Raw genomic sequence first — 24,619 nt, forward strand, 5'->3', positions numbered from 1 at the left:
AAGAGTAATAAGCTTGAATCTGATCACGTTCACTTTTTTCGTACTTTTTTATACCTAATAAAAAAGCTTCCAGAGTAATCCCTGGAAGCTTTAAGATAACATAAATTATGTTGGTTAAAACTAGTGGTCAATAATTGCCTACAATTGATATAGCCTTAATAACAATTTAACAACGAGGTAGTAAGCTTTTGCATTGTTCGTTTACTTATTTTGCTTCAATCCTTACTTACTAAGGTTCTACCTCGTTACGCTTATCTATAATATTTTACTTTCTATAGCAAGCTGTTTATTTATGATACACGGGTCCAAGCATCGTGTGAGGCTCTACGCGCATCCTTCCATTCCATACGTGAATCGCCTTTTACCTCGTTCCATGAACGCTCTAAATCAGCTTCGTGATCTTCAAAACGGGCGTCGGCGGGATAGCGACCACGGTTAGCATAACCTACCGCATAAGCGGGATGCATGTCTCGATCAAAGTCATAGCCCTCTTTATGATAGTCGGCATTGGCATGTTCTGCGCGCCAGTACGCCTCTTCACGAGTTGGATCGATTGCTTCTGCTGATGCATGGCCTGCACCGCCACCTGCAATGGCACCAACAGCTCCGCCAATTAGCGTCCCTAGTGGACCTGCCATTGAACCAATAGCTGCCCCTGCTACTGCACCGCCAACACCACCAACCGTAGTGCCTACTGGATGCGAACCTGGTTCGCCAGTAATAGCGTCAGCATTTAATTCATCTTTGGATTCATCTGACATATCTTTTACTTCATGGCGGTCGATATTATCGCGGTCGATGTTATCGCGATCGTTCATTACTCTATCGTTTGTCACGCGATCGTCACCGGCCAACCTACGCTCATTATCGTCAATTATGCGTTCTCTGTCACCTACTTCAAGGTTGTCATCAGTAATTACACGATCGTTTGGATCTATTACACGATTATTAGGGTCTGTAATACGGCCATCGTTATTCATAGTATTGTCCTTAAATTATTTATTGTAATTTGCTTTTATTGATTGCCAATCTAAACTAATCTAAAACAGGTCAGCAGTCTTATTTAACTCATTTAAAGTATAGGAAATTAAATAGGAAACCCGATAGGCCGAATATGTAAATTGTGTCCAAATTGCGATGACCTTACGTTACAGCATGTAGCTTTATGGAGATTTTGTACGCTAGCCTAACGTTTTAAGTAACATATAATGTGTCCTATATTAATCCTATCAAATATAGAGTCCTTTACTTTATTCGTTGATTGGGTGATTCTTTTATATATCTATCAATGCTCTTTTAATGGCCTGTTGCCATTTATTAAGATGCTGCTCGCGGTTATCAGCTGACATACTCGGCTCAAATATACGATCGACTTGCCATGATGCTTTCATCGTTGCCTCATCATATAAGCCACTTTTTAGACCAGCCAATAAAGCCGCACCTTTGGCGGTAATTTCGGTATCTTTGGGTCGTAGTACGGGCACACCAAGTAAGTCAGCTTGAAACTGCATTAGTAAATCATTATTAGCCGCGCCGCCATCAACTCTTAGCTCGGTGAGAGGATGAGGACTGTCTTTTTGCATCGCAACTAATACATCATAAGTCTGATAAGCAACCGCTTCTAAGGCCGCTCGCGCAATATGCGCTTTGGTAGTACCGCGGCTCATGCCACTAATACTGGCACTGACATCAGAGCGCCAATAAGGGGCACCAAGTCCTGTGAATGCGGGCAGCACGACTACCGACTCGCTACTGTCTACTTGTAGTGCTAGCGCTTCGACATCACAGCTTTGCTTAATCATACCTAAATTGTCGCGTAGCCATTGCATGATCGCCCCAGCCATAAATACGCTCCCTTCTAGCGCGTAATTTATTTCTCGGTTAATACCAAAACTGGACGGCTGTAACATGCGTTTTCCGGACTGCATAATCTGTCCTAGTGATCGATTGTCTATACGACTAGGCCCAATTTTTCGTTGCCAAGCTATGGTAGTTAGCAATTGATGTTCACTCAGCTTAGGTGCTTGACCGATGTTCATGAGCATGAAGCAGCCGGTGCCATAAGTATTTTTGGCCATGCCGGCATCGAGACAACCTTGCCCAAAGAGCGCAGCTTGCTGATCACCTAATACCGCGTGGATAGGAATTTGCTTAGCGAACAGCCCTTTTTTAGTTTTGCCAAAGTCGCCATCAGAAGGCAGTACTTTGGGTAATATCGTCATCGGTATCTCAAAACGTGCGCACAGCTCATCCGACCATGACAATTTATGAATGTCATATAACAAGGTACGTGAGGCATTGGTAATATCAATGACATGCTCGCCGCCAGTCAGTTGATACATAAGCCAGCTGTCAATCGTACCAACCGCTATCTGGCCACTGCTTGCACGAGCTTTAATATTAGGATTATGCTCAAGTAGCCACGCAATTTTACTGGCACTAAAATAGGGATCTAGCCGCAAGCCAGTGATACGTTGTACTTCTTTCGCCATATTCTGATTGCTATTATCAGTACTATCACCGACACTCTCAGCAGCTAGGTTTTTACAATAGCTTGCCGTACGCCGATCTTGCCAGATAATAGCAGGGGCCAATGCTTTGCCCGTTTGTTTATCCCAAATGACAATCGACTCACGCTGATTGGTAATCGCAATACTAGTGACATCGGTTGCTAGTAGCCCTGCTTGATTAATCACATCATGAGCGCAGCTGATTTGCGTCTGCCAAATCTGTTGCGCATCTTGTTCCACATAGCCAGCTTTTGGAGTTTGTAGCGTCGTTGGCTTTTGCACCATTTTAATCGGACGCGCATGGTCATCATATAAAATCGCTCGACTCGATGTTGTCCCTTGATCTAACGCCAAAATATAGCCTGCCATCACCGACTCCTTTTTATACTATCGCTTATTTTGATAGCGTATTTTTTATAAACTGTATTCTTATAATAAGCATATTGATTGTTAGTGCGCGCATTTATAGCTAGCAAAAATATAGCATACAACATCACTATATGACGGTTGTAAAACCTACTATAGTAAAAAATTTGATGTCTTCAACCCTCAATCTATTATGAACAGGGGCTTGACGCCTAACAAATCTCTTGTCATTTATTAGGAATAAATAGTGCTATGGTTCACGCAATAAAATTATTTCTTTAACAGAAATAGACCCGGCATTCAATAGGAAACAAGATAATAGTAAGCCTTGACCCGTCACTATTGTGGCTCTACAGTGTACGCTTTGTTAGTGACGATGGCTTTTTTAACCACTAATTAATAGACTTTTGTTAGTAATTTCGTCATCATACCAATTTATACGTTATGGCAGATCAAAAATACTAACACTGGGCGCTATTTTAAAATACCTTACATTCTAATTAATGGCTTATGTTACTTATGAAATTTGTTTTTTGGTCTCTGCCTACTGCTGTGTTTGCTCTTATGCTGACAGGGATATCTGTACATACCGTAGCAAGCACTGATATCAACACGGAAAGCAGTCAGCCAAAGGATGCAGTGGCACCAACAACGATTACCCAAATTGTTGATGTTGATAATAATTTTAAACCTAATAACACCGCAACGAATGCAACAAATTTGACAGTAGCTGCAAATATTGAGACCAATGACAGCGCGCAAAAAAAAGGCTTGGCCACCCTTGTTGACCCCATTACTCATAAGCGCATTGATAATAGTTATGCGCTAGAAGTCTCTAGCTTTTTAAGCCTAGAGCAGGCACAAAATATCTTATTGCAAGTCTCGCCAAAACTTGCTGCCAATCAAGCCGCTATTGCCTCTAGTGAATATCAAACCGACGCTCTCAAAACCATAGATAACCCTTTTGTGTTCGCACGGGTATCTGCTAGTGCTTATAGCTTGCAAGAAGATATTAACTTATCAGGGCTAAAAAATGGGATCGAAAACGAGGTGAATAATGCGGTTAGTGATATTGTTCCGCCTACTCCGCCGCTACCCAATTTTGGCGAGTTGGTCGGTGAGCGTCTTCCAGACTCTTACGACTTCAAGCGTTCAGGTTCAACGACAGGCGCAGGTATTGGTGTCGTCTGGCCGATTTATACCGCTGGGCGCACAACCGCTTTAACGGGTGCCTCAAATGCACGCACTCAAGAAGCTGTAGCCGACAGTATATTAGATAAAAATGAGCTGTATAACACTCTGATTGATCGTTATTTTAAAGCGCAACTGGCTATCATCGCCGCCTATCTACGTGAAGATGCTTATGACACCTTGCAGCAGACCGATCATATGGCGAAGCGGCTGTTCGAAGAAGGGTTTATCTCGCGGGTAGATCGTCTAGAAGCACAGTCTGCGCTGGCGAATGCAAAGAGTGAAGCCGTTAATGCTAATAATGATGCCCGCCTCGCTATGATTGCCTTGCAGCGTCTATTACGCACAGATTATCGTATCAAGCCTACCACCCCATTATTTGTCTCCAGCCGTCCGTTACCAGATGTAGACTACTTCCAAAAGTTAGCACTTAATAATCATCCAGGACTACAGAAAGTTGCTGCTAAACGTGCGCAAGCGCAGCAGCTACACGCACTATCAGATACTGGCTATAAACCGACAGTAATGCTCTATGGCTATGGACAAGTCGAAAAAGACCCAAGCTGGGTCGCTGGCATATCTGCCAGTTGGAAGTTATGGGGTGGACTCGACAAAACGGCTTCACTAGCATCCAGCAAGGCCAAAATACGCCAAGCCGATTTGTCTGAGATTGAGGTGAGTGACAATCTGCTGCTATTGGTCGAAAAAAACTGGCACGATGTTAATAATGCCCAGTCTCGTTATCAGGCATTACAGAGCAATGTTGACTTAGCCGCAGAATTATTACGTCTGCGCCAACTTGGTCTGCAGGAAGGCGTGAATACCACCATTGATGTGGTACAAGCACAAACGCGATCGCTGAAGGCGCGTACCGAACAGGCGCAGGCTGCAAATAATTATGTGCAAGCACTTGCCGCATTGATGCAAAGCTGCGGTACGCCCTTAGCATTCAACGCTTATCTGAATGCTGCTGATATTCAGCTACCGGCATTATATAAAGAATAATATTTGTAAAAACGATGATATTGATGATATCGAAGACAACTGAATAAAGCGCTCACTACTATATGGCTATGCTATGAATAAACCTACTATGAATAACCCTACTCCAGCAGCAAAGTGGCAACACCTTATACTCAGAACATGGCGAAATACTAGCAAATCTAATGTTTGGGCACATTGCGCCAGCGTAGGTTTTTTTGGTTTTTTATCTATTTTTCCAGTAATGGCTGTGTTTGTGCTGATTTATGGTTTGGCCTTTTCACCTGCTGAAATGGAAGCACAAATCTCAATTCTGCGTCCATTCATGCCTCCGACAGTGTATGACGTCCTTGATGCACGCTTGAGTGAGCTGGTTGCGAACACCAAATCGCGCCTGACTTACAGTCTAATCCTCTCAACATCGTTGGCACTTTATGCAGGCTCTCGCGGTATCAAATATTTGATTATTCTCATAAACCTTGCCTTTCATATCACCCAAGAGCGAAATTTCATACCAGGCCTTATCCGCGCAATTGGTCTGACTATTGCAGCACTAGTCGTATCTATCATAGCGCTGGCATCGATTGCCGCCATTCCATTAATAGCCACGTATTTTCCTTTTCCGCAGATAGCAAAGACTATTGCACTTTGGAGCAGGTGGCCTATATTAGCGGTCATCATATTCTTTAGTTTTCTAGGCCTTTATCGTTTTGCGCCAAACCGCGAAACAGTGCGTTTCAAAAAACTAATACCAGGGGCTGCCTTGGCAACCGTGCTTTGGATTGTATTGTCTGTTGTGTTCTCAATCTATGTACAAAACTTTAATAACTATAGTGCTGAATTTGGTGCGCTTTCAGCTGCCGTAGTGATAATGCTGTGGCTTTATTATTCGGCGTTTATTGTGGCGCTTGGTGCTGTTTTTAACTCTGAACTCGTAGAAAGTGCTAAGGCCGATGCTATTCGAGTTTACCCTTAAACAGCTTGTTAAACGATTAAATAAACCCTTTATTCTCTCCTCTACTGCTTTAGGAAACCTGCTGTTATGTCCGAACCTCACAATGAATCTGATAATGACTCTGATAACACTAAAGAATTAGACCCATCAGATACTCTTGATAACGAGCAAACATCTAATGCAGTTGAAACTGATACCGTAGAGCAAATAGCGCCTAACTATAATCGTGTCAGATCAGAGGCAGTAACTGCAAAAAAATCAGCAGTGATGAAAAAGGCTATCCTTACGCTACTGATTATTATAGTGCTGGGCTTTATCGCTTATGGATTGTTTAAAAGCAATGAACACAGCGAGCCCGAAGTCATTACTTTGCAAGGGCAAATGCAAATGCAGCAAACGTCCATCGCGGCTAAAGTGCCGGGTCGTATTGCTCAAATATTGGTCACTGAAGGCGATACAGTCAGCGCCGGTCAGCAGTTGATTGAGATGGATTCACCTGAAATTACGGCAAAGATTAATCAAGCGCGTGCGGGTAAGCAAATGGCACAAAGCCAACTGGATAAAGCAGAGAATGGCGCACGCCCGCAAGAGATTGCGCAAGCAAAAGCAGCATGGCAAGCCAATAAGGCAGCGTCTGATCTAGCAGCAAACACCTATGAGCGTGTCAATCGCCTTTATGAAGAAGGCTTGATGGCACGGCAAAAGCGTGATGAGTCTTATGCTCAATATCTGGCCACCCAAGATCAAACGGAAGCGGCGCTCTTGCAGTACGACTTAGCGATGGAAGGCGCACGCAGTGAAGATAAATCAGCAGCAACCGCACAAGTAGCCCAAGTGGATGCCAAGCTAGAAGAAGCGCTGGTCGCTCAACAAGAAGCCAGTCTAAAAAGCCCTATTGCTGGTATTGTTGATAATGTTATCGTTAGCGCCGGTGAAGTCATCGGGCAAGGCGTGCCACTACTAACCTTAGTCGATACCAATGATCAATGGGTGGTCATCAATGTTACCGAAACCTATTTAAATCAGTTTGCTATTGGCCAGCAGTTTACCGGCACTATCCCAGCTCTATCATCACCTGAGCGTCCCTACTCTAAAAAGTTCACTGTCTATGCGACCTCATCATTATCTGACTTTGCCACCTGGCGAGCGACCAATAATGACGATGGCTTTGATGTGCGTACCTTTGAAGTCAAGGCACGACCAACGACTCCAGACTCGCGTATTCGTTCAGGAATGAGTGTCATCGTGCGCATCAATCCACAAGCTGCCAACAATCAGTCTATTAAGGCTCAAGAGTAAGCTATGCGCTTTATCGAGGCTTTTTTACGTAGTGCCGCCTATGAGCGGCGTTTTTTAGCCAAAAATCATTGGGACTTTGCGATGGTGGTTTGGATACCGCTGGCAACGGTATTACTAATTTGGTGGATATTTTCGCAGACTCAAATTACCAATCTGCCTATCGGGGTCATTGATCAGGACAATAGCCCGGTCGCTAATACGGTTGTGCGTTATTTAGAAGCCAGCCCTGATCTTACTGTCAAGCAACTCTATTACTCGCCAGCTGCCGCCGAATCGGCTATTTTGCAGCGGGAAATTTATGCGGTCGTTATTATCCCTGAAGACTTTGAACGTAATATCTTATCGAGTAAACCGGCACCTATTGTCTTGCAAGTGAATGCTCAGTACGGTACCCATTCCGGCATTATCCAAAAAGGCGTACAATCTGTCGTCGGCACCTTGTCCGCAGGCGTCGAAATACAACGTTTGGTCAAGCAAGGTATGGCACCATCGCAAGCCGCTATCGCTTACTCGCCTATTGGCATTCAACGCACTAGCTTATTTAACGCGGCGACCGACTATCAGCAATTTTTGGCATCAACGGTCATTCCTGCGCTATTACATATATTAGCGATGGTGATTGGTGCTACGACTATCGGTCGCGAGCTACGCGATAAGCAACTTGGCCGTTGGTATCGTTTTATTGATACTGGCCGCCCTGATTTAACCTTGTTGAAAGATGCTGAAACAGTATCAGTTCTAGAAAACAAACAAGATAGCGTGCCTAATACTGAACTATTATTACGCTCGAAGACGCCTAAACCAGTCAGTACCTTGGTATTACTATCAGGATTGTTGGGAAAATATTTTTGGCCGATACTGGCTTATAGTGTCTGGTCAGCGTTGGCTCTATGGTTGGCAACTCCTCACCAAACGATTGCTATCAGCTCGTGGATAGCGATTTATATCGGCCTTATATTGCTCATGACGCTATCATTTTGGCTTGGTGCCATTTTTACTTTAGGCTCGTTTTCATTACGGGCTGGATTGTCTGCTACCGGCTTTATTTCAGCACCTTCTTATGCTTTTGCTGGTGTGACTTTTCCTTATATTGCGATTAGCGATAGCGCCAAGCATTGGTCGGATGTATTACCGCTTACCCATTACCTTAAGCTACATATCGCCCAGCTACAAATGCAGGCACCAGTCGCCGTCTCTCTACCCATCGTTTACGGCTTAACCATAGCAACTTTGATTACGATGACATTGACAGCTTTGTTAACCAAACGTGCGCTTGCGCATCCTGAACGCTGGGGGGCACGCTAATGTCGCCACAATCAGAAAATAATCTATCAAAAACCACGTCAGCATCTACGGTCTTGCCAGTATCGGAGACATTTTGGGTAAGCTTTATCCGGACATTCAAAGATATCTTCGCCGATAAAGGCGTGATCTTGATGCTTATTATTGCGCCAATTATTTATGGTTTCTTTTATCCATGGCCGTATTCAACCGAAGTGGTCAATCATGTGCCGGTTGGTATTATTGATCATGACAATAGCAAACTGTCGCGCACTATTGTCCGTTATGCTAGCGCCAGTCCGCAGCTGGATACTGAGCGCTTTATCAATGAGCAAGCAGCTAAAGAAGCCATGTGGTCAGATCAAATCGCCGGCTATATGATTATTCCGAGCGGTCTTGAGCAGCAAGTATTATCAGGAAAATCGGCTAATGTCAGCGTCCTAGGTAATGGTGGCTACTTTATTTTAAATAAAAATGTTCAATTAGGATTTTTGCAAGCGGTAAGTACGGTATCAGCCGGGATTGAGGTTAAGAAAAAGGTAGCACAAGGGGCTTATCTACCTACCGCAGCACAAAATACTCAAGCAGTGCCGCTACAGATTATTCCTTTATACAATCAAACGGAAGGCTATGGTGCTTATGTGGTACCAGCAGTGTCTATTATCATTTTGCAGCAGACACTTTTGATGGCCACGGCTATGCTGATTGGTACGTGGTATGAACAACGCCGTCATGTCACTAGTATTCGCGGCTGGCTCGGGCGGATTATGGCACTCAGTCTGCTCAGCTTTATTATTGGCTGCTTTTATTACGGCTGGGCATTTGAGCTCCATCATTACCCACGCGGTCAAAATATGCTGGGCAGTTTGTTATTTTTACTGCTGTTTTGTCCGACCGTAGCGACGCTTGGCTGCGTACTTGGGCTGTGGTTCCGGCAACGTGAGCGTAGTATGCAGATCTTGATTTTCAGCTCGCTACCGATATTTTTCTTAAGTGGTTATCCTTGGCCTGCCAACCAACTTCCCGAAGCGTTACAACTGGTGCGCTGGCTGGTACCAACTACCCCTGCTATCAATACTTCTGTACAGCTCAATCAGATGGGAGCAAGCGTCTCGCAAGTTGCCACAGGATTTTATGCGCTTGCAGCTTTATGGCTATTTTACTTTATGCTACTGATGCTTTTCCGTTGGCGCACTACTCAAGATAAAGCGATTTATTAAAAATGTAGGGTGCATTGCATGTACCAATAAAGTGTGAAAGCTCCAATTTATATAAACAATAAAAATATCATTAACTATAGCCAATAAAAAAGCGCCTACTAGAATCGTAGACGCTTTTATTATCAGATTATTAGAGTGTTTCTTTATTTAGCCTTACCTAAAACACGCGGTTAAGACCATTCAACGCCGCTACCCGATATGCTTCTGCCATGGTTGGGTAGTTAAAGGTAGTATTCACAAAATACTCAAGAGTGGCATTGCATTTCATAACGGCTTGTCCAATATGAATAATCTCTGAAGCATGGTTGCCGTAGCAATGAATGCCTAAAACCTCAAGTGTTTCACGATGGAATAATATTTTTAATACGCCCGTACGTTCACCAATGATTTGAGCGCGTGCCAAGTGTTTAAAGAACGCTCGCCCGACTTCATAAGGGACTTTCTCATCAGTTAGCTCTTGCTCGGTTTTACCAATACATGAGATTTCAGGAATGGTATAAATCCCTGTTGGTACGCTAGAGACGGGTTCGGCATCACTGTCACCAACCATAAAGGCGGCGGCACAGCGACCTTGGTCATAAGCGGCGGAGGCCAGTGATGGCCAACCAATAACGTCACCAGCTGCATAGATATTTTCCACTTCAGTACGGTAAGTATCATCTACACTTAACTGACCACGGCTATTGGCTTTGAGCCCAACCGCTTCTACATTTAAGCCTTCAGTATTACCTGAGCGTCCATTTGACCACAAGATCGCATCGGATTTGATTTTTTTACCACTTTTTAGATGCAAAATGACATAGTCATCATGAGTCTCAAGGTAATCAATCTCTTCATTGCTACGAATGAGCACGCCAAATTGTCTAAAGTCATGAGCAATAGCGTCACTGATTTCGCTATCAAGATAACTGAGCAATTGGTCTTTGTTATTAATTAAGTCAACTTTATAGCCAAGACCTGTAAAGATAGAAGCATACTCACAACCAATCACACCCGCGCCGTAAATAATAATTTTTTTGACTACATAATCCATTTGCAGGATTTTGTCAGAGTCAAAAACGCGCGGATGACTGAAGTCTAGGATTTCAGGTCGATAAGGGCGGCTACCTACGGTAATTATGGCTTTATTAAAAGTGATGGTTTCAAAGGTATTTTCATCAGTTTCAACTCGTAAGGTATGAGCGTCAACGAAGCTCGCCCAGCCGTGAATGACTTCAATCTGGTTACGCTCATAAAATCGCGCGTGCGTGCTAACTTGTTGGCGAATCACTTGACGCGCATTGGCCAGTACTTTAGTGAGCGGTACTTGATGATAATCCATCGCTTTGGTGAACATCGGGTCACGGCGAAAGTTAATCAAGTTAAATACTGATTGACGCAGCGCCTTACTCGGAATCGTACCGACGTGGGTAGAGTTACCGCCGACTTGCTCACGCGGATCAATGACCGCTACTTTTTTGCCAGATTTGGCCAACTTCATCGCAGACGCTTCACCAGCAGGACCGGCACCTAATACTACGGCATCATACTCAAACTTATGCTTGTCATCTTTTAAGAATTTTGCGTCTTTATTAAAGCTAGTTTTGACATCGATTCTGGTATCATCGAGCGGATTGACCAAATCAGGGTGGTACATGACATCTTTAGTTACTTGTTCATGTGTTTGCTCAATTTTTTCTTTCTTATTCTCATCTTTGGTGTGCTCAGATGTCGTCATTGGCGCGCTGCCACTGTCTTTATTAGAAACTTCAGTATGAATATCTTCACCAGTATCATTGGTGGCGTCGTCTTTAGTTTTTTTTACCATGATGTTCTCTTTATTTGTTCGTTTATTTATCAGTTTGTTTGTCTATTGGCACATTTAGAGTTTTTTAGAGCACTTTTCTATGCTACTAATATGTGCCCACCATACGTTGCGATAAGATATTTTGCAATATCTCGTATCTAGTTGGTCTTATGTATCCTTAACCAATACGGCGCTTAAGACCCGTCATCTGTAGGATACGGGTGGCAATCTCTTCAACTGACATCTCTGAGACATCGAGACTTGGAATACCTTGCGAGGTATAAATACCTTGTATGGCACGCTGCTCTTGCTGACACTGCTGATAGCTCGAATAGCGACTGCCCGCGCGGCGCTCTTGACGAATTTTAACCAAGCGATCGGTATCAATAATAAGGCCAAACAGCTTGTCTTTATGCTCACGTAATGCTTTTGGCAACTGATTATCGAATAAATCTTCTTCAGTCAGCGGATAGTTGGCCGCTCGAATACCGAACTGTAAGGCCAAATATAATGAAGTCGGGGTTTTACCCGAGCGTGACACCCCAATCAGAATAATATCTGCCGCATGATAATGGCGTGTACGCGCACCATCATCATTATCTAAAGCAAAATGTACCGCATCGATACGTTCTTTGTAGGTCTCAGAGTCGACGTTATCATGCGCATGACCTGAGTCTCCATCAGGCTCAATACCCGTTTCTTCAGCGATACGCCCGATTAACCCCTCATACATATCCAAATTACAGCCATGCGCCGAGTTAATCTTTTCGCGGATATCAGGATTAACAATAGTATCAAAAACTAACGGCAGCAGACCATCGCGTTGATAGGCCATGTTGATTTGCTCGACCGCATCTTCAGCGCGCTCTAAGCTATCCACATACGGCAACACTCGCGTCTCAAAAGGCACCGAGGCAAACTGACTTAATATAGAACGCCCCAAAGTTTCAGCAGTAATGGCGGTACCATCAGAGATAAAAAATGCACTTCTTATGGTTTGCGAGTTGTCTAAACTTAATGCATGGCGGTTTTGAATAGTGGGCTTATCTTGTTCGGACGGATTGTTAGCGTACATAATTTAAAGACCTCGATAGTAGCGCTATGATGTATGATTTTTAGATGAATGGTATGTGATAAATAGCACTGTTATAAACAGTATTGTCACAGACTATGCTGAAGGACAGTGGTGGCTTTTTGTTGTTCAGGTATCTTCTTCATACAGATATCTTGGTCATAACCCTATAATTCAAGCTGGTCATTTTAGACTGTGATAAATGATAAGAATAGACAGTTGCGAGGACAGACATTGTTTTGCTTGTTATTGCTTTGCTAGCTGTTACTTTACTAATGAGAAGCCTACTACTATAAGTAACACCTTACATATATAATATCCTACATATATACTAGCTGACGGAATGCTAATAGCAGTCTTCGAATATCTTATTATACGGAGTTAGCATTTATAAATTCGATGAACATACGCGTCATCCCACGCTTGATATTTATGCCTTACATTATACGCATAATAGACGCTTAATAGAAATCAATGTTAGCATAACTGCCTACAGGCAAACCCATACAACTCTACTCAATATCAACGTTACTTACTGTACTAAAAATTAAGATATAAATAAGTGAATTACTGATGGTTCTATGTGAATCAGTTTTGTTACTGTGTATCGTTTGCTATTGATATTTCTTACTATTGAACCAATTGATTGATGAATTAGGGACCGATTATTACCGAACGCTATCGTTTGTATCTTTTTCATAAGTTTTTTAGCTCAACCTATCGAAATTATCCAAATATAGCGGTATAATCGACCCTTATAATCCTTACTAAATAACCTTATTTTCTGGAGTTATCATGGCAGCGCACTCTACAGCACTTGTAATCAATCTTGATCAGCTAGGAAAAAACGATATTGAGACGGTTGGTGGTAAGAACGCCTCGCTTGGCGAGATGATCAGCCATCTATCTGATTTAGGCGTTAGTGTTCCAGGCGGCTTTGCCACTACCTCAGATGCCTTCAATCGCTTTTTGACTGAAACGGGTTTACTTGACAAAATTAACAGTGAGCTTAAAGACTTAGACGTTAATGACGTTAACAAGCTGGCTGCTACTGGTAAAAAAATCCGGAACTGGATTATTGAGCAAGAGTTGCCAAAAGATCTTGAACAAGAGGTTCGCAAATCATTTGAAGAAATGAGTGATGGCAAAGATATTGCCGTCGCAGTGCGCTCTTCTGCCACTGCTGAAGATTTACCAGATGCGTCATTTGCTGGTCAGCAAGAAACTTTTTTGAACATTCGTGGCATTGATAACGTTTTAGTCGCTATTAAAGAAGTGTTTGCTTCACTATATAATGACCGTGCAATCTCTTACCGTGTTCATAAAGGCTTTGAGCATGAAGGCGTTGCCCTATCTGCTGCTGTACAGCGTATGGTACGTTCAGAGACTGGCGCGGCTGGTGTCATGTTTACGCTAGATACTGAAAGTGGCTTTGACCAAGTGGTGTTTATCACCTCAAGTTACGGCTTAGGCGAAATGGTTGTGCAAGGCGCGGTTAACCCAGATGAGTTTTATATATCAAAACAGCTATTAACTAATGGTAAGCCTGCGATTATTCGTCGTAACCTAGGTAGCAAGCATAAGAAAATGATCTATGGTGATGAAGGCAGTACTGCTAAATCGGTTACAGTCGTTGATGTTGAAAAACAAGAGCGTATGCAGTTCTCTTTATCAACTGAAGAGCTGACTTCACTTGCTAAGCAAGCGATGACTATCGAGAAGCATTATGGTCAAGCGATGGATATCGAATGGGCAAAAGACGGCGATACCAATGAAATATTTATTGTTCAAGCCCGTCCAGAAACGGTTAAGAGCCGCCAAGACAGCAATGTAATGGAACGCTACGTAATCAATACTACTGGTGCTAAAGTATTATGCGAAGGTCGTTCAATCGGTCAACGTATTGGTTCTGGTAAAGTACGTATCGTTGATAACTTGAACGAGATGGACAAAGTACAAGACGGAGACGTACTTGTTTCAGACATGACTGATCCTGATTGGGAACCGGTTATGAAGCGTGCCTCAGCTATCATCACTAACCGTGGTGGGCGTACTTGTCACGCGGCGATTATCGCTCGTGAGCTTGGCGTTCCCGCTATCGTTGGTTGTGGTAATGCTACTGAGCTATTGGTTGACGGTCAAGACGTTACCGCTTCTTGTGCTGAAGGGGATACCGGCTTTATCTATGAAAGCCAGATTGATTTTGAAGTAAAAACTAACTCTATCGAGTCTATGCCTGATCTGGCATTTAAAATCATGATGAACGTCGGTAACCCAGACCGCGCCTTCTCATTTACCCAAATGCCAAATGAAGGTATTGGTCTTGCCCGTCTTGAATTCATCATCAACCGTATGATTGGTGTGCATCCAAAAGCGTTATTGAACATGAACAGCCTACCACGTGAAGTGGCGCAAGCAATTACTGAACGTATTGCTGGCTATGCCTCACCAGTTGACTTCTATGTTGATAAATTAGTTGAAGGTATCTCAACTCTAGCCGTTGCTTTTATGGATCAGCCGGTTATCGTTCGTATGTCAGATTTCAAATCTAACGAATACGCGAACTTACTTGGTGGTAAACTATACGAGCCATCAGAAGAAAACCCAATGCTGGGCTTCCGTGGTGCGAGCCGCTATGTCTCTGATAACTTTCGCGACTGCTTTGAGCTCGAATGTAAAGCACTTAAGCGGGTTCGTGATGAGATGGGCTTGACCAACGTCGAGATTATGATCCCATTCGTTCGTACGGTTGATGAAGCGGCGCAAGTAATTGAAATACTTGAGAAAAACGGTCTTAAACGTGGCGAAAATGGTCTACGCATCATTATGATGTGTGAGCTACCAACCAACTGCTTACTTGCAGAAGAGTTCCTAGAGCACTTCGATGGCTTCTCAATCGGCTCTAATGACTTGACGCAGCTAACCCTAGGGCTTGACCGTGATTCAGGTATCGTTTCACATCTGTTTGATGAGCGTGATCCTGCGGTCAAAAAGCTACTGTCTATGGCGATTGATGCGTGCCGCAAAGCAGACAAGTACATCGGTATCTGTGGTCAAGGTCCATCAGACCATCCAGACCTTGCTTACTGGCTCATGGAGCAAGGTATCAGCTCAGTGTCACTTAACCCTGACTCAGTGCTCGATACTTGGTTCTTCTTAGCAGGTGAAGAAGTACAATAAGCTACCGCAGTAGGTCACCGCAGTAATTTATATTGTCATTAGGGTTTGTCCTATATTTACAAACATAGCTTATTTAATATAGAGCTTGTTTAATATCGAACATACCCTAATATCATCCTTTAAAGTAGCGACTTAAGATATGACTAACTATACAGGCAACTATGCAGATTTTCCTTGCTCGAAATAATGTACAAGCGGGTCCCTATGATTTGGATCAACTTAATATCATGTTGGCGTCTGGCGAAGTAACGCTTGATGACTTAGTATGGCATGACGGTTTAGATCAATGGCAGCGTGTCGGCAACTTAACCGGTAATCAACATACTTACCGCCCTACTGCTGTGCCTAATACTTCCATTACTAACGACTCTATTGTTAATAATGTGACTGTATTTCCTGAAGATTCTGATACCAATCCAAACGGAAAAAGTAATCAGGACGGCAAAAAACTGTCTATTGATAGACTTTACGGTAAGCCTGAACGGCCAAAACCTGACGCTAAGAACAGCAAAGCTGATTTGACAAGCAATCGTCATCAAACACCGCATAACAATGTGACCTTGAATAAGTCTAGCGCTGCCAAACCTACTTCAGGTAAGGATAAGGTAGTCGGTAATATGGTACTTGCGCCTATCATGTCGCGAGTATTAGCCACCGCAATCAATGCTTTGATGTATTTATTAGCGATTTTTCCGCTGGTGATGGCATTGACTAAAATGGATGTAGACTACAGTAAGTTTCAAGACATCCAAAATATGGACGCCGCTTACCAGTATTCAATGACTCTAATGGAGAGTGTTCCAAGCACCACCCTGATGATGTCACAAGTGCTAGTGTTTGGTCTGTTTGCTTTGCAGCTGATATTTATAACATTGCGTGGTCAATCGTTAGGGAAGCTAATTACCGGCATTCGAGTCGTGGATCAAACCACTCATCGTCTACCGTCTTTTATTAAACTTATCGGTATTCGCACCTTGTTGTTGTTTGTTATTTATAACTTACTGTTTTCGTTCACTAGCTTTTTAGGTTTTGTGGTCATTGGGATACATTATTATATGGCTTCTAAAAGCCCTGAAAATATCGGCTTACATGATAAGTTAGCTAAGACTTTAGTAGTCAAAGCAGACAGCAATCAGTTGGTTAAACAGCCCAAAATAAAATAACTTATAAGTACGGTTATTAAAAATAAATTATATGATAGTTGTCAAAAAGCAGCGCTCAGTCGTTGCTTTTTTTATTTACACCATCCATTGATAAGCATTTATTTATACTTATCTTTTTATAAACAGTCACGCGCTGATTAGCCTTTGTGTTAGTAAGCAGTTACTGTTATAATGTGGCGCTTTATAAAATAAGCTTAGCTCTTATTCTTCTTTGATTTTAATGTTTTATTCGAGCTGGGGCTTACTTTATAACTCTCCTTGCTATTGACATAGGGTCAATAGCTACTAATCCGTAAGGAGTCCATTATGCGACATTACGAAGTGGTGTTAATTGTACACCCAGACCAAAGCGACCAAGTGGTTGGCATGGTTGAACGCTACATTAAGCTAGTTCAAGACAATAACGGTATCATCCACCGTTTAGAAGATTGGGGTCGTCGTCAACTGGCTTACCCAATCGACAAGATTCATAAAGCTCATTATCTGTTATTCAATATTGAAACTAACGGTGAGACTTTAGCTGAGCTTGAAGAATTATTCCGTTATAATGACGCGATCATTCGTAGCCTAGTCATGCGCCGTGACGACGCAATCACTGAAGAGTCGCAGTTAGCTAAGAATGCCGATGAAAAACGTGCACGCAAAGCTACTACTACTACTAGCCGTCGTCCAGACAGTCGTAATGACGAGAATGACGACGACAATAACGACAACAGTGAAGACTAATTAAAGGAGAATACTTATGGCACGTTTCTATCGCCGTCGCAAATTCTGCCGTTTCACTGCTGAAGGCATCACTCACATCGATTATAAAGATGTTGAGTTGCTAAAACAGTATATCAGTGAGAATGGCAAAATCGTACCTAGCCGTATTACAGGTACATCTACTAAATATCAGCGTCAATTAGCTACTGCTATCAAGCAAGCTCGCTTTCTTGCGCTACTTCCGTATACTGACAACCATCAGTAATTCGACGGTTAACTAGGAGTGACTCATGCAAGTTATTTTGTTACAGCGTATCGTCAACCTTGGTAAACTCGGTGAAACTGTCGATGTGAAACCAGGTTACGGACGTAACTTTCTTATCCCTCATGGCAAAGCGTTACCTGCAACTGCAGTTAACATTGAAAAGTTCGAAGCACGTCGTGCTGAACTTGAAGCCGAAGAGGCAGTAGAGCTTAACGCCGCTCAAGAACGTGCTGATGCATTAACTGATGTTAATGTTATCATGCGCGCCAAATCAGGCGATGAAGGCAAACTATTCGGTTCTATCGGTACTCGCGATATTGCTGAAGCGTTGACCAATTCAGGCCTAGAAGTTGACCGCTCTGAAGTTAAACTTCCAGAGGGTGCTTTACGTCAAGTTGGCGAATATAACGTTGATATCCAACTACATCATGACGTTATTGCCAGCATCTTAGTGACTATCCTATCTGAAGATGGTGATGACCAAGATGTAGCAGTAGAAGAAGACCAGAGCGAAGACGACTATTCTGAAGAGTAATCTTTAGAACGTCAGATTCAGTTTGAAAAAGCCAGTAACTTAGCGTTGCTGGCTTTTTTTATGCTTATCAATATTTGCAAAGTTTTTATAAAAGTCCTACTTTATTTAAAAGCCAGCATCTACTGGCTTTATTTTTCACTAACACATAATCTCATTTTACTCAGACGAAATCTCCCCCATATCATCTAGCAACTAAAGTACTTCCACGTAAAACTATTTGATATGGAAGTAACAGTCCTTTACTATCAATGTTATTAACATATTTTTAAGATACTATTATGTTCTTATCAGGACGCCAAATAGTACGATAAGCGTCTTTTTTTTATGGGCTTATCACGAACTAGGGAATTCACATGACATTTTACTCAACGCCAAATTATTCTGAATACCTACATGAGTGGCTCAAGCGCGGCAGAAATTGGCACATTGAATATGAAGGCTATCTATCAAATCACATCACCCACAATTGGATTGCGTTAGATGCTGCGGGCGCTAACCACAAAAAAATGCAGTGGTGGGAGGATACTTATACTAAGAAAGCTACAAACAAAGCTACTAAAGCTACTAAAACTACTGGCAAAATAACTATCAGCGCTGCAAATAAGCTAGAAGCTCCTCGCAATAATCCAATAGACTACACAGAAATAACAGACACCAACTGGTTGAATAATTTGCAGTCTATTCGGATTGCTTTTCCTTTGTATCGCGATTTTTTTGATAAAAAGATAGCCGAGCTAGGCTTAAGCGCATGCCTAAACCGCTATTACCCTGCGCTGTCAGAAGGCATGGCCGGTGCAGCGTTGCATGCCACGATACACCTCGGTTGGGCGGTTGATGTTGAATCTGCTGATATGGCGGCTGAAGGGTTAGCATACATGGCAACCGCATTCCAACCTCTGGCTACTGGCTCAATCCACACCAAACATCAGCTTTGGTCGCCCGATGCGCCTAGCCCTATTCAAGCGCTTAAGCAGATATTAAATGACGATAGAATACCGCAACTGACTGAAACAGCCGATTCGTTAAGTAAAACCCAAGACTATAAAAAGCTAAATAGAGGTAGTTTTCAGCAGCGATTGATCACTTTTGATAATCCCGGGCAACCAATGTCGCTGTTTCTCAACGAGGTTGTGACGCTTAGATTACCTGATATGGGACATGATCTAACCACAGCAATCGAAGAGTTAAGCGTTATTGCAGCGAGTGCCTTACTGGGCAGCAACAACGAATTTTTTATACTGCATGGGTTAACGAGCCTACACGCTGTTTTATGTGTACTGCCGCATCTTGATGAAAATGCACAGAGAAATGCTTTAGGTTATTGGTTTAGAGCGCTGGTGGCTACTATCATAATTCAAGGCAGCCCTGGAATGAAAGATACCCTTGCACTGCTTGAGAAATGGAACGCAAATGAAGGTAATGAAAAAGCTAGCGGCTATCAGTTGAGTGACGAACAAAAAGCTTGGTGGCTGCAAACTCTGAAATCTACCACAGACAGTCTGGATGAGCATGTGCCGAAGGCGGTCTACGTTTTAAAGCGTTGGGCTGAATGGCAGTCGTTCTCTAGTGCATCGAATGATTTATATGCTAAAGCGGCTCGTAATATGGTAGCAGCCAATGCGAGTGGCGAAGTACAGGATAATTTACGGTTTAGTAAGAGATTATCAAAAGCCTCGCAAGATAATCGTAGAAGGTATGATTAAGTTACAGCACCATTGAAACCAATGACTGTCTTTAAATCCAATAAGCTCTCTATCCTTTAGCTTCGTGTAACTAAGCACATCAGCAACCGTAGTAGATGCTAAAAAATTCACGGTTTAAAAATGCAGTTATATTTAATTTATATATAAAAAAATCCGACCACATTAAGTGATCGGATTTTTAGTGTGTGGTGGAGATGGCGGGAGTTGAACCCGCGTCCGCCAGCATTACGCTCATGAATCTACATGTTTAGTTTCTGTCTATGGTTTTAATCCGCACCGATCCGACAGTCAGGATGGATTGGACGATTCTCTACTTTTGAACCCAAGCGATTGAGACAATCACTTGTGGCGAGCCTATATGCGGACGCCTCAACTTAGTTGACCAACTATAGGTGATCAGCAACCAAGTAAGCAGGGTTTAAGCTGCTAGAGCGTAAGTTTCGTCGTTTGCGACTATAACAATATATGTTGGATTAACGAGAGGACATATACTCTCGACATGCATCATTGAGTTTCATCACCAGCGTCGAAGCCAGAACATCCCCAATTGATGAGCATATTATATACGAATTAGTAGCTCTACATCAACCAATGAATGACCAATATTACATTAATTTACAGCTGATAAAGTATTATAAATCTGTACAGTATTTATGGTAGCGTCCCTGAGCGGAATATTAATCTAAAACCTTATTCAACCATACCCCAATACCTTGAATCTGCGGCATGCATACCTGATGAGCCATCGGATAAGTACGATAATCAACTTTATAGCCCTTAGATGATAATAATTGCTTCGCTTGCTCACCCAGAATGACAGGGACAACCGGATCTTGAGTGCCATGTTCAATCAAAACTGGCAAATCTTGATTCGCTACGCTGTAGTCGATATTATCATTGGTTGCCAGATAAGTAGATAATGCCATTAGACCTGCTAAACGCTGTGGATAGCCGAGTGCCACATGATAAGCGACTGCCCCGCCTTGCGAAAACCCAGCGATGACGATATGCTCAGGCGCAACACCACGTTCTATTTCGCGAGTGATTAAATCATGAATTTGTTGGGTTGATTGTTCAATCTGGGCAATATCAACTTTGCGCTCAAGGCTCATCTCAAATATATCGTACCATGCGGGCATCACCATGCCACCGTTAATCGTCACTGGACGCTGGGGCGCATGCGGGAAGATAAAGCGCACGGCCATATCATCAGACAAACCCAATTGCGGTACAACTGGCTCAAAATCATGACCACTGGCACCTAAGCCATGTAGCCAAATAACAGCGCGATCTATCGTTTTTTGGGCGGGGTTATGCTCGACGATGACGGCATCTAAGTAGTTACTCATATAATATCCTCTTTGCGTAATAAATTTATGTACATAAGAAATATGCAGGTCAAACAATACTTACCTTTATAATATGGCTGTCATTTTTAGGTTCTTATCCTTCCTATTGGGCGCTCAGTATACTATAGCTGCCATCACCGTTACTATTAAGCCTGACCGTTGCCATTATTCATAAACTTTCCATAGCTTTTGGTGAGTGACATCACAATATAATCGTACTTTTATGCTAGGATAATTTGATAGTTTTAGTATTCAACACTTCTGGCCTTTATGCTTTATGTAGCGTCATAAAGTAACTACAGCTAGTTTATGATGCTTTGAAATCGTTTTTCAACGACCACTTTTTTAACAGTTACTATTAAACAAGTATATAGCGCTTATGACTCATATTTTATTGGTAGAAGATGACCCTGCTATCGCCATGTCTCTAAAAGTCACTTGCAAACGTGAGGGCTGGCAAATCACTTGGCTGGATAATGCCAGCAGTGTACTGCCGTTCCTTCATAGTGAGCAGGCGCAGACGCTATCGGCTATTATTTTAGATGTTGGTCTCCCAGATGGTGATGGTCTGAGTTTATGTCAACAAATTCGCCATACCTCTGACATTGAAGGCTTAAAAGATACTCCTATCGTATTTCTGACCGCCCGTAGTGATGAGGTCGATCGGATTTTGGGTTTAGAGATGGGCGGTGATGACTACTGTACTAAGCCTTTTAGTCCCCGTGAGTTAGTTGCGCGTCTAAAAGCGATTTGGCGACGTGAACAATTACTCTCTCAGCAGACCACGACCAACAGCTCAGAAGCTTATCAGTCACTTATTTCCCAAACAGCCTCAGCAGATAACACAAACCCTGATAGACTCGCTCATAGCTCTAATAATAGCAATCCTATGTCAGCACAAGCCTTGACCTTTCAATGTGGCGCTGGCATTTGGCATTATCAACCGCTTAACTACTCACTAATGTGGCAAGATGAGAAGCTTGAGCTTAGTAATACCGAACGCAAGATTTTATTAACCTTACTACAAGCGCCCAATCAGGTCTTTAGCCGTGAGCAGTTATTGAGTGCGGTGAGTGACTATCCCGATCATCGCTTGGCGCGGACCATAGACAGTCATATTAAGTCCATTCGTAAGCAGCTGGCTGTGGTTGATGATAGTATCGATGTTATTCATACCCATCGCGGGCTTGGCTATGCGCTATGTCCTGCTTAGTAAGTGAAGCCGTCCGATTTGGAATAGCCGTATTCAAAATAGACCCCTGACACATGACATCACGCCGTCCTGACTCAATCGATCATAAAACTAATAGTAGCGCTAAGCCCAATCAATCTAATTGGTATGCCAAACTGCATCCGGTTGGTGCGGCTCAGCAGACGAGAGTGCCTAAACGCCTCCTTAACTTAAGTATATTTTTTAGGATTTGGCTGGCGGTTGCTTTGGTGCTCATCCTATGCGGTGCGGTGATTTTTACTCAGCTGTTTGGGTACGTTAAGCCAACAGCGCAGCAAGTTATTGAAGATACCTTGTTAGACACCAGTAAGTTGCTGGCGGCCAGTCTTCAGATACCGCTACGCTCAGGTCAGCTGTACAACGAGGCCTATCAGACGCAACTTGATGTCGCATTTATTGGCAAACCAGTATTCGGAGAAGTTACAAATTCGGACTATCAGCCAAAAACATACAGCAGCTTTCGGGTATACATCACTGATATTAATGGCATCGTCATTTATGACTCGCTACCCTCGCCTAACAATGCTAAAGGTGAAGACTATAGCCGCTGGAATGATGTCTATTTGACGTTAAAAGGACAATATGGTGCAAGAAGCACAGTGCGTGATAGTCAGCAACTTAACAGCTCAATCATGTATGTGGCGCAACCAATAAAAGACGCGTCAGGTAATATTATCGGTGTGGTGAGCGTGGGTAAACCTGTCGTGAGCGTATTACCCTACTTAGATAACACGCGCCAGCGGATGCTCATCACTGCCTTGTTTATTAGTATTTTTGCACTGATTTTAGCGGGGCTAGTGGCATGGTGGCTCAAGCAAAGTATTACCCTCGTCACTCAATATACCGGCGCACTGGCAGAAGACTCCAAAAAGCCCTATTTTTATTTAGGTCAGGAACTTAATAGCTTAACCGATACCATTGAAACTATGAAGCATCGGTTAGAAAACAGAGCTTACGTTACTGACTACGTGCATACCTTAACCCATGAGCTCAAAAGTCCTTTGACCGCTATTCGTGCCAGTAGCGAGCTATTAGAAGATGACGGACTCGATAGCGATGATCGGCACATGCTTATCCAGACCATCGGTGAACAAAGCATAAAAATGCAACAGCTAATTGATCGGCTACTGCTATTGGCTAAGGTTGAGCAGCCAACGTTTAAATTAAACCGTCAAGCGTTACCTGTGTTGCCAATACTTCATCGTTTAGCAAATGAAAGCAGCGCAAAGCTACAACAGCAACATCTAGCGCCTATTAATATCACCATCAATGACCAGACCTTCACCGCAACGACTGCTATATCATCTGACCTTTTATCAAAAACAACCGTCTATGCGGATAGCTTTTGGTTAGTACAGGCCTTACAGAACATACTGGATAATGCGATTCATTTTGCTGACAATATTGTCTCTATCAGTATCAATACCTCCACCTCACATTCAGTGACGATTGATATCTTCAACGATGGCAAGCTACTGCCTGATTATGCTGTCACTAAGGTTTTCGATCGTTATTTTAGTCTATCGCATCAAAGCATCGCTAATCAAAGTCAGCCAGATCAAATCTCTGCTGAAGAGCCAGCGAATAATGCATTCAACACTAGCCCAAAAAAAGGGACGGGACTTGGTTTAACCTTAGTAAAGCAAGTCGTTGAGCATCACGGCGGCACTGTTACTATCCTCAATGTCACCGCCGACCTTACTCTTGATCAAATTTCTGGTGTGACAGTAAGCATGACACTACCCTTAGCTAAGCCTTAAAAAGATAGCGACTGTTATCTACTTTCGCCCTCCTCTAAGGTTAAGGTTATTTTAGTCATCATTATTC

At 42.9% G+C, this 24,619-nt stretch carries 18 protein-coding genes and 1 other RNA gene; 13 read left to right on the forward strand and 6 right to left on the reverse strand.

Annotation, left to right across the window (positions count from 1 at the left end; translation table 11 throughout):
* Window positions 1-290: 290 nt before the first annotated feature.
* Window positions 291-800, reverse strand: a complete 510-nt coding sequence (locus tag JMX97_RS00380) for a hypothetical protein (protein WP_227671382.1) — start codon at window positions 798-800, stop codon at window positions 291-293.
* Between the two features lie 474 nt (window positions 801-1,274).
* A complete protein-coding gene (gene glpK / locus JMX97_RS00385) occupies window positions 1,275-2,879 on the reverse strand; it encodes a glycerol kinase GlpK (RefSeq protein WP_201553969.1) in 1,605 nt (534 codons plus the stop codon).
* Window positions 2,880-3,395: 516 nt separating this feature from the next.
* Here glpK and JMX97_RS00390 point away from each other — a divergent pair.
* The 5 genes from JMX97_RS00390 (at window position 3,396) to JMX97_RS00410 (ending at window position 9,803) form a co-directional block, all read left to right on the forward strand.
* Window positions 3,396-5,072 carry a TolC family protein gene (locus tag JMX97_RS00390; RefSeq protein WP_201553970.1) on the forward strand — a complete coding sequence of 559 codons (1,677 nt, stop codon included), beginning with the start codon at window positions 3,396-3,398 and terminating at the stop codon, window positions 5,070-5,072.
* A gap of 73 nt (window positions 5,073-5,145) precedes the next feature.
* Window positions 5,146-6,024 carry a YihY/virulence factor BrkB family protein gene (locus tag JMX97_RS00395; RefSeq protein ID WP_201553972.1) on the forward strand — a complete coding sequence of 293 codons (879 nt, stop codon included), beginning with the start codon at window positions 5,146-5,148 and terminating at the stop codon, window positions 6,022-6,024.
* 66 nt (window positions 6,025-6,090) lie between these two features.
* The gene (locus tag JMX97_RS00400; RefSeq protein WP_201553974.1) at window positions 6,091-7,302 is read left to right on the forward strand and encodes an HlyD family secretion protein; all 1,212 of its coding nucleotides are present in this window, start codon (window positions 6,091-6,093) and stop codon (window positions 7,300-7,302) included.
* Between the two features lie 3 nt (window positions 7,303-7,305).
* Window positions 7,306-8,607, forward strand: coding sequence for an ABC transporter permease (locus JMX97_RS00405; protein ID WP_201553975.1), 1,302 nt, complete (start codon window positions 7,306-7,308; stop codon window positions 8,605-8,607).
* A complete protein-coding gene (locus tag JMX97_RS00410) occupies window positions 8,607-9,803 on the forward strand; it encodes an ABC transporter permease (protein WP_201553976.1) in 1,197 nt (398 codons plus the stop codon). Before JMX97_RS00405 ends, JMX97_RS00410 begins: the two co-directional genes overlap by 1 nt.
* Window positions 9,804-9,960: 157 nt before the next feature.
* On the opposite strand, the gene sthA is transcribed toward JMX97_RS00410, so the two are convergent.
* Window positions 9,961-11,520 (reverse strand): Si-specific NAD(P)(+) transhydrogenase, encoded by a 1,560-nt coding sequence (gene sthA, locus JMX97_RS00415; protein WP_413786379.1) that lies wholly within the window; start codon window positions 11,518-11,520, stop codon window positions 9,961-9,963.
* A gap of 247 nt (window positions 11,521-11,767) precedes the next feature.
* The gene (locus JMX97_RS00420) at window positions 11,768-12,664 is read right to left on the reverse strand and encodes a pyruvate, water dikinase regulatory protein (RefSeq protein ID WP_227671369.1); all 897 of its coding nucleotides are present in this window, start codon (window positions 12,662-12,664) and stop codon (window positions 11,768-11,770) included.
* A 792-nt stretch (window positions 12,665-13,456) separates the two neighbouring features.
* Here JMX97_RS00420 and ppsA point away from each other — a divergent pair.
* From ppsA to JMX97_RS00450, 6 genes are all read left to right on the forward strand, one after another.
* Complete coding sequence (gene ppsA / locus JMX97_RS00425) at window positions 13,457-15,841, forward strand: phosphoenolpyruvate synthase (RefSeq protein WP_201553978.1); 2,385 nt, start codon at window positions 13,457-13,459, stop codon at window positions 15,839-15,841.
* A gap of 161 nt (window positions 15,842-16,002) precedes the next feature.
* Complete coding sequence (locus JMX97_RS00430) at window positions 16,003-17,004, forward strand: RDD family protein (protein WP_227671364.1); 1,002 nt, start codon at window positions 16,003-16,005, stop codon at window positions 17,002-17,004.
* A gap of 306 nt (window positions 17,005-17,310) precedes the next feature.
* Window positions 17,311-17,730 carry a 30S ribosomal protein S6 gene (gene rpsF, locus JMX97_RS00435; protein WP_201553979.1) on the forward strand — a complete coding sequence of 140 codons (420 nt, stop codon included), beginning with the start codon at window positions 17,311-17,313 and terminating at the stop codon, window positions 17,728-17,730.
* Between the two features lie 16 nt (window positions 17,731-17,746).
* Window positions 17,747-17,974: a 30S ribosomal protein S18 gene (gene rpsR, locus JMX97_RS00440; RefSeq protein WP_201553980.1), complete on the forward strand. Its 228-nt coding sequence runs from the start codon at window positions 17,747-17,749 to the stop codon at window positions 17,972-17,974.
* A 25-nt stretch (window positions 17,975-17,999) separates the two neighbouring features.
* The gene (rplI, locus tag JMX97_RS00445) at window positions 18,000-18,509 is read left to right on the forward strand and encodes a 50S ribosomal protein L9 (protein ID WP_201553982.1); all 510 of its coding nucleotides are present in this window, start codon (window positions 18,000-18,002) and stop codon (window positions 18,507-18,509) included.
* Between the two features lie 353 nt (window positions 18,510-18,862).
* Window positions 18,863-20,212: a questin oxidase family protein gene (locus JMX97_RS00450; RefSeq protein WP_201553984.1), complete on the forward strand. Its 1,350-nt coding sequence runs from the start codon at window positions 18,863-18,865 to the stop codon at window positions 20,210-20,212.
* 186 nt (window positions 20,213-20,398) lie between these two features.
* On the opposite strand, the gene ssrA is transcribed toward JMX97_RS00450, so the two are convergent.
* Together ssrA and JMX97_RS00460 are read right to left on the reverse strand one after the other, a co-directional pair.
* Window positions 20,399-20,757, reverse strand: a transfer-messenger RNA (tmRNA) gene (gene ssrA / locus JMX97_RS00455).
* A gap of 132 nt (window positions 20,758-20,889) precedes the next feature.
* Window positions 20,890-21,561, reverse strand: coding sequence for an alpha/beta hydrolase (locus JMX97_RS00460; RefSeq protein WP_201553986.1), 672 nt, complete (start codon window positions 21,559-21,561; stop codon window positions 20,890-20,892).
* A 379-nt stretch (window positions 21,562-21,940) separates the two neighbouring features.
* Here JMX97_RS00460 and JMX97_RS00465 point away from each other — a divergent pair, with 379 nt between their 5' ends.
* Together JMX97_RS00465 and creC are read left to right on the forward strand one after the other, a co-directional pair.
* Window positions 21,941-22,774, forward strand: a complete 834-nt coding sequence (locus tag JMX97_RS00465; RefSeq protein ID WP_201553988.1) for a response regulator — start codon at window positions 21,941-21,943, stop codon at window positions 22,772-22,774.
* A 53-nt stretch (window positions 22,775-22,827) separates the two neighbouring features.
* Complete coding sequence (creC, locus tag JMX97_RS00470) at window positions 22,828-24,552, forward strand: two-component system sensor histidine kinase CreC (protein ID WP_201553990.1); 1,725 nt, start codon at window positions 22,828-22,830, stop codon at window positions 24,550-24,552.
* The last annotated feature ends 67 nt before the right edge of the window (window positions 24,553-24,619 follow it).

The organism is Psychrobacter sp. 72-O-c (genome assembly GCF_904846605.1).
Classification (GTDB): Bacteria; Pseudomonadota; Gammaproteobacteria; order Pseudomonadales; family Moraxellaceae; genus Psychrobacter.

Bases quoted from the DNA above. Each gene is read 5' to 3' on its own strand.
- glpK (WP_201553969.1), bottom strand. From the start codon at position 2,879: ATGGCAGGCTATATTTTGGCGTTAGATCAAGGGACAACATCGAGTCGA.
- JMX97_RS00390 (WP_201553970.1), top strand. From the start codon at position 3,396: ATGAAATTTGTTTTTTGGTCTCTGCCTACTGCTGTGTTTGCTCTTATG.
- JMX97_RS00395 (WP_201553972.1), top strand. From the start codon at position 5,146: ATGAATAAACCTACTATGAATAACCCTACTCCAGCAGCAAAGTGGCAA.
- JMX97_RS00400 (WP_201553974.1), top strand. From the start codon at position 6,091: ATGTCCGAACCTCACAATGAATCTGATAATGACTCTGATAACACTAAA.
- JMX97_RS00405 (WP_201553975.1), top strand. From the start codon at position 7,306: ATGCGCTTTATCGAGGCTTTTTTACGTAGTGCCGCCTATGAGCGGCGT.
- JMX97_RS00410 (WP_201553976.1), top strand. From the start codon at position 8,607: ATGTCGCCACAATCAGAAAATAATCTATCAAAAACCACGTCAGCATCT.
- sthA (WP_413786379.1), bottom strand. From the start codon at position 11,520: ATGACGACATCTGAGCACACCAAAGATGAGAATAAGAAAGAAAAAATT.
- JMX97_RS00420 (WP_227671369.1), bottom strand. From the start codon at position 12,664: ATGTACGCTAACAATCCGTCCGAACAAGATAAGCCCACTATTCAAAAC.
- ppsA (WP_201553978.1), top strand. From the start codon at position 13,457: ATGGCAGCGCACTCTACAGCACTTGTAATCAATCTTGATCAGCTAGGA.
- JMX97_RS00430 (WP_227671364.1), top strand. From the start codon at position 16,003: ATGCAGATTTTCCTTGCTCGAAATAATGTACAAGCGGGTCCCTATGAT.
- rpsF (WP_201553979.1), top strand. From the start codon at position 17,311: ATGCGACATTACGAAGTGGTGTTAATTGTACACCCAGACCAAAGCGAC.
- rpsR (WP_201553980.1), top strand. From the start codon at position 17,747: ATGGCACGTTTCTATCGCCGTCGCAAATTCTGCCGTTTCACTGCTGAA.
- rplI (WP_201553982.1), top strand. From the start codon at position 18,000: ATGCAAGTTATTTTGTTACAGCGTATCGTCAACCTTGGTAAACTCGGT.
- JMX97_RS00450 (WP_201553984.1), top strand. From the start codon at position 18,863: ATGACATTTTACTCAACGCCAAATTATTCTGAATACCTACATGAGTGG.
- JMX97_RS00460 (WP_201553986.1), bottom strand. From the start codon at position 21,561: ATGAGTAACTACTTAGATGCCGTCATCGTCGAGCATAACCCCGCCCAA.
- JMX97_RS00465 (WP_201553988.1), top strand. From the start codon at position 21,941: ATGACTCATATTTTATTGGTAGAAGATGACCCTGCTATCGCCATGTCT.
- creC (WP_201553990.1), top strand. From the start codon at position 22,828: ATGACATCACGCCGTCCTGACTCAATCGATCATAAAACTAATAGTAGC.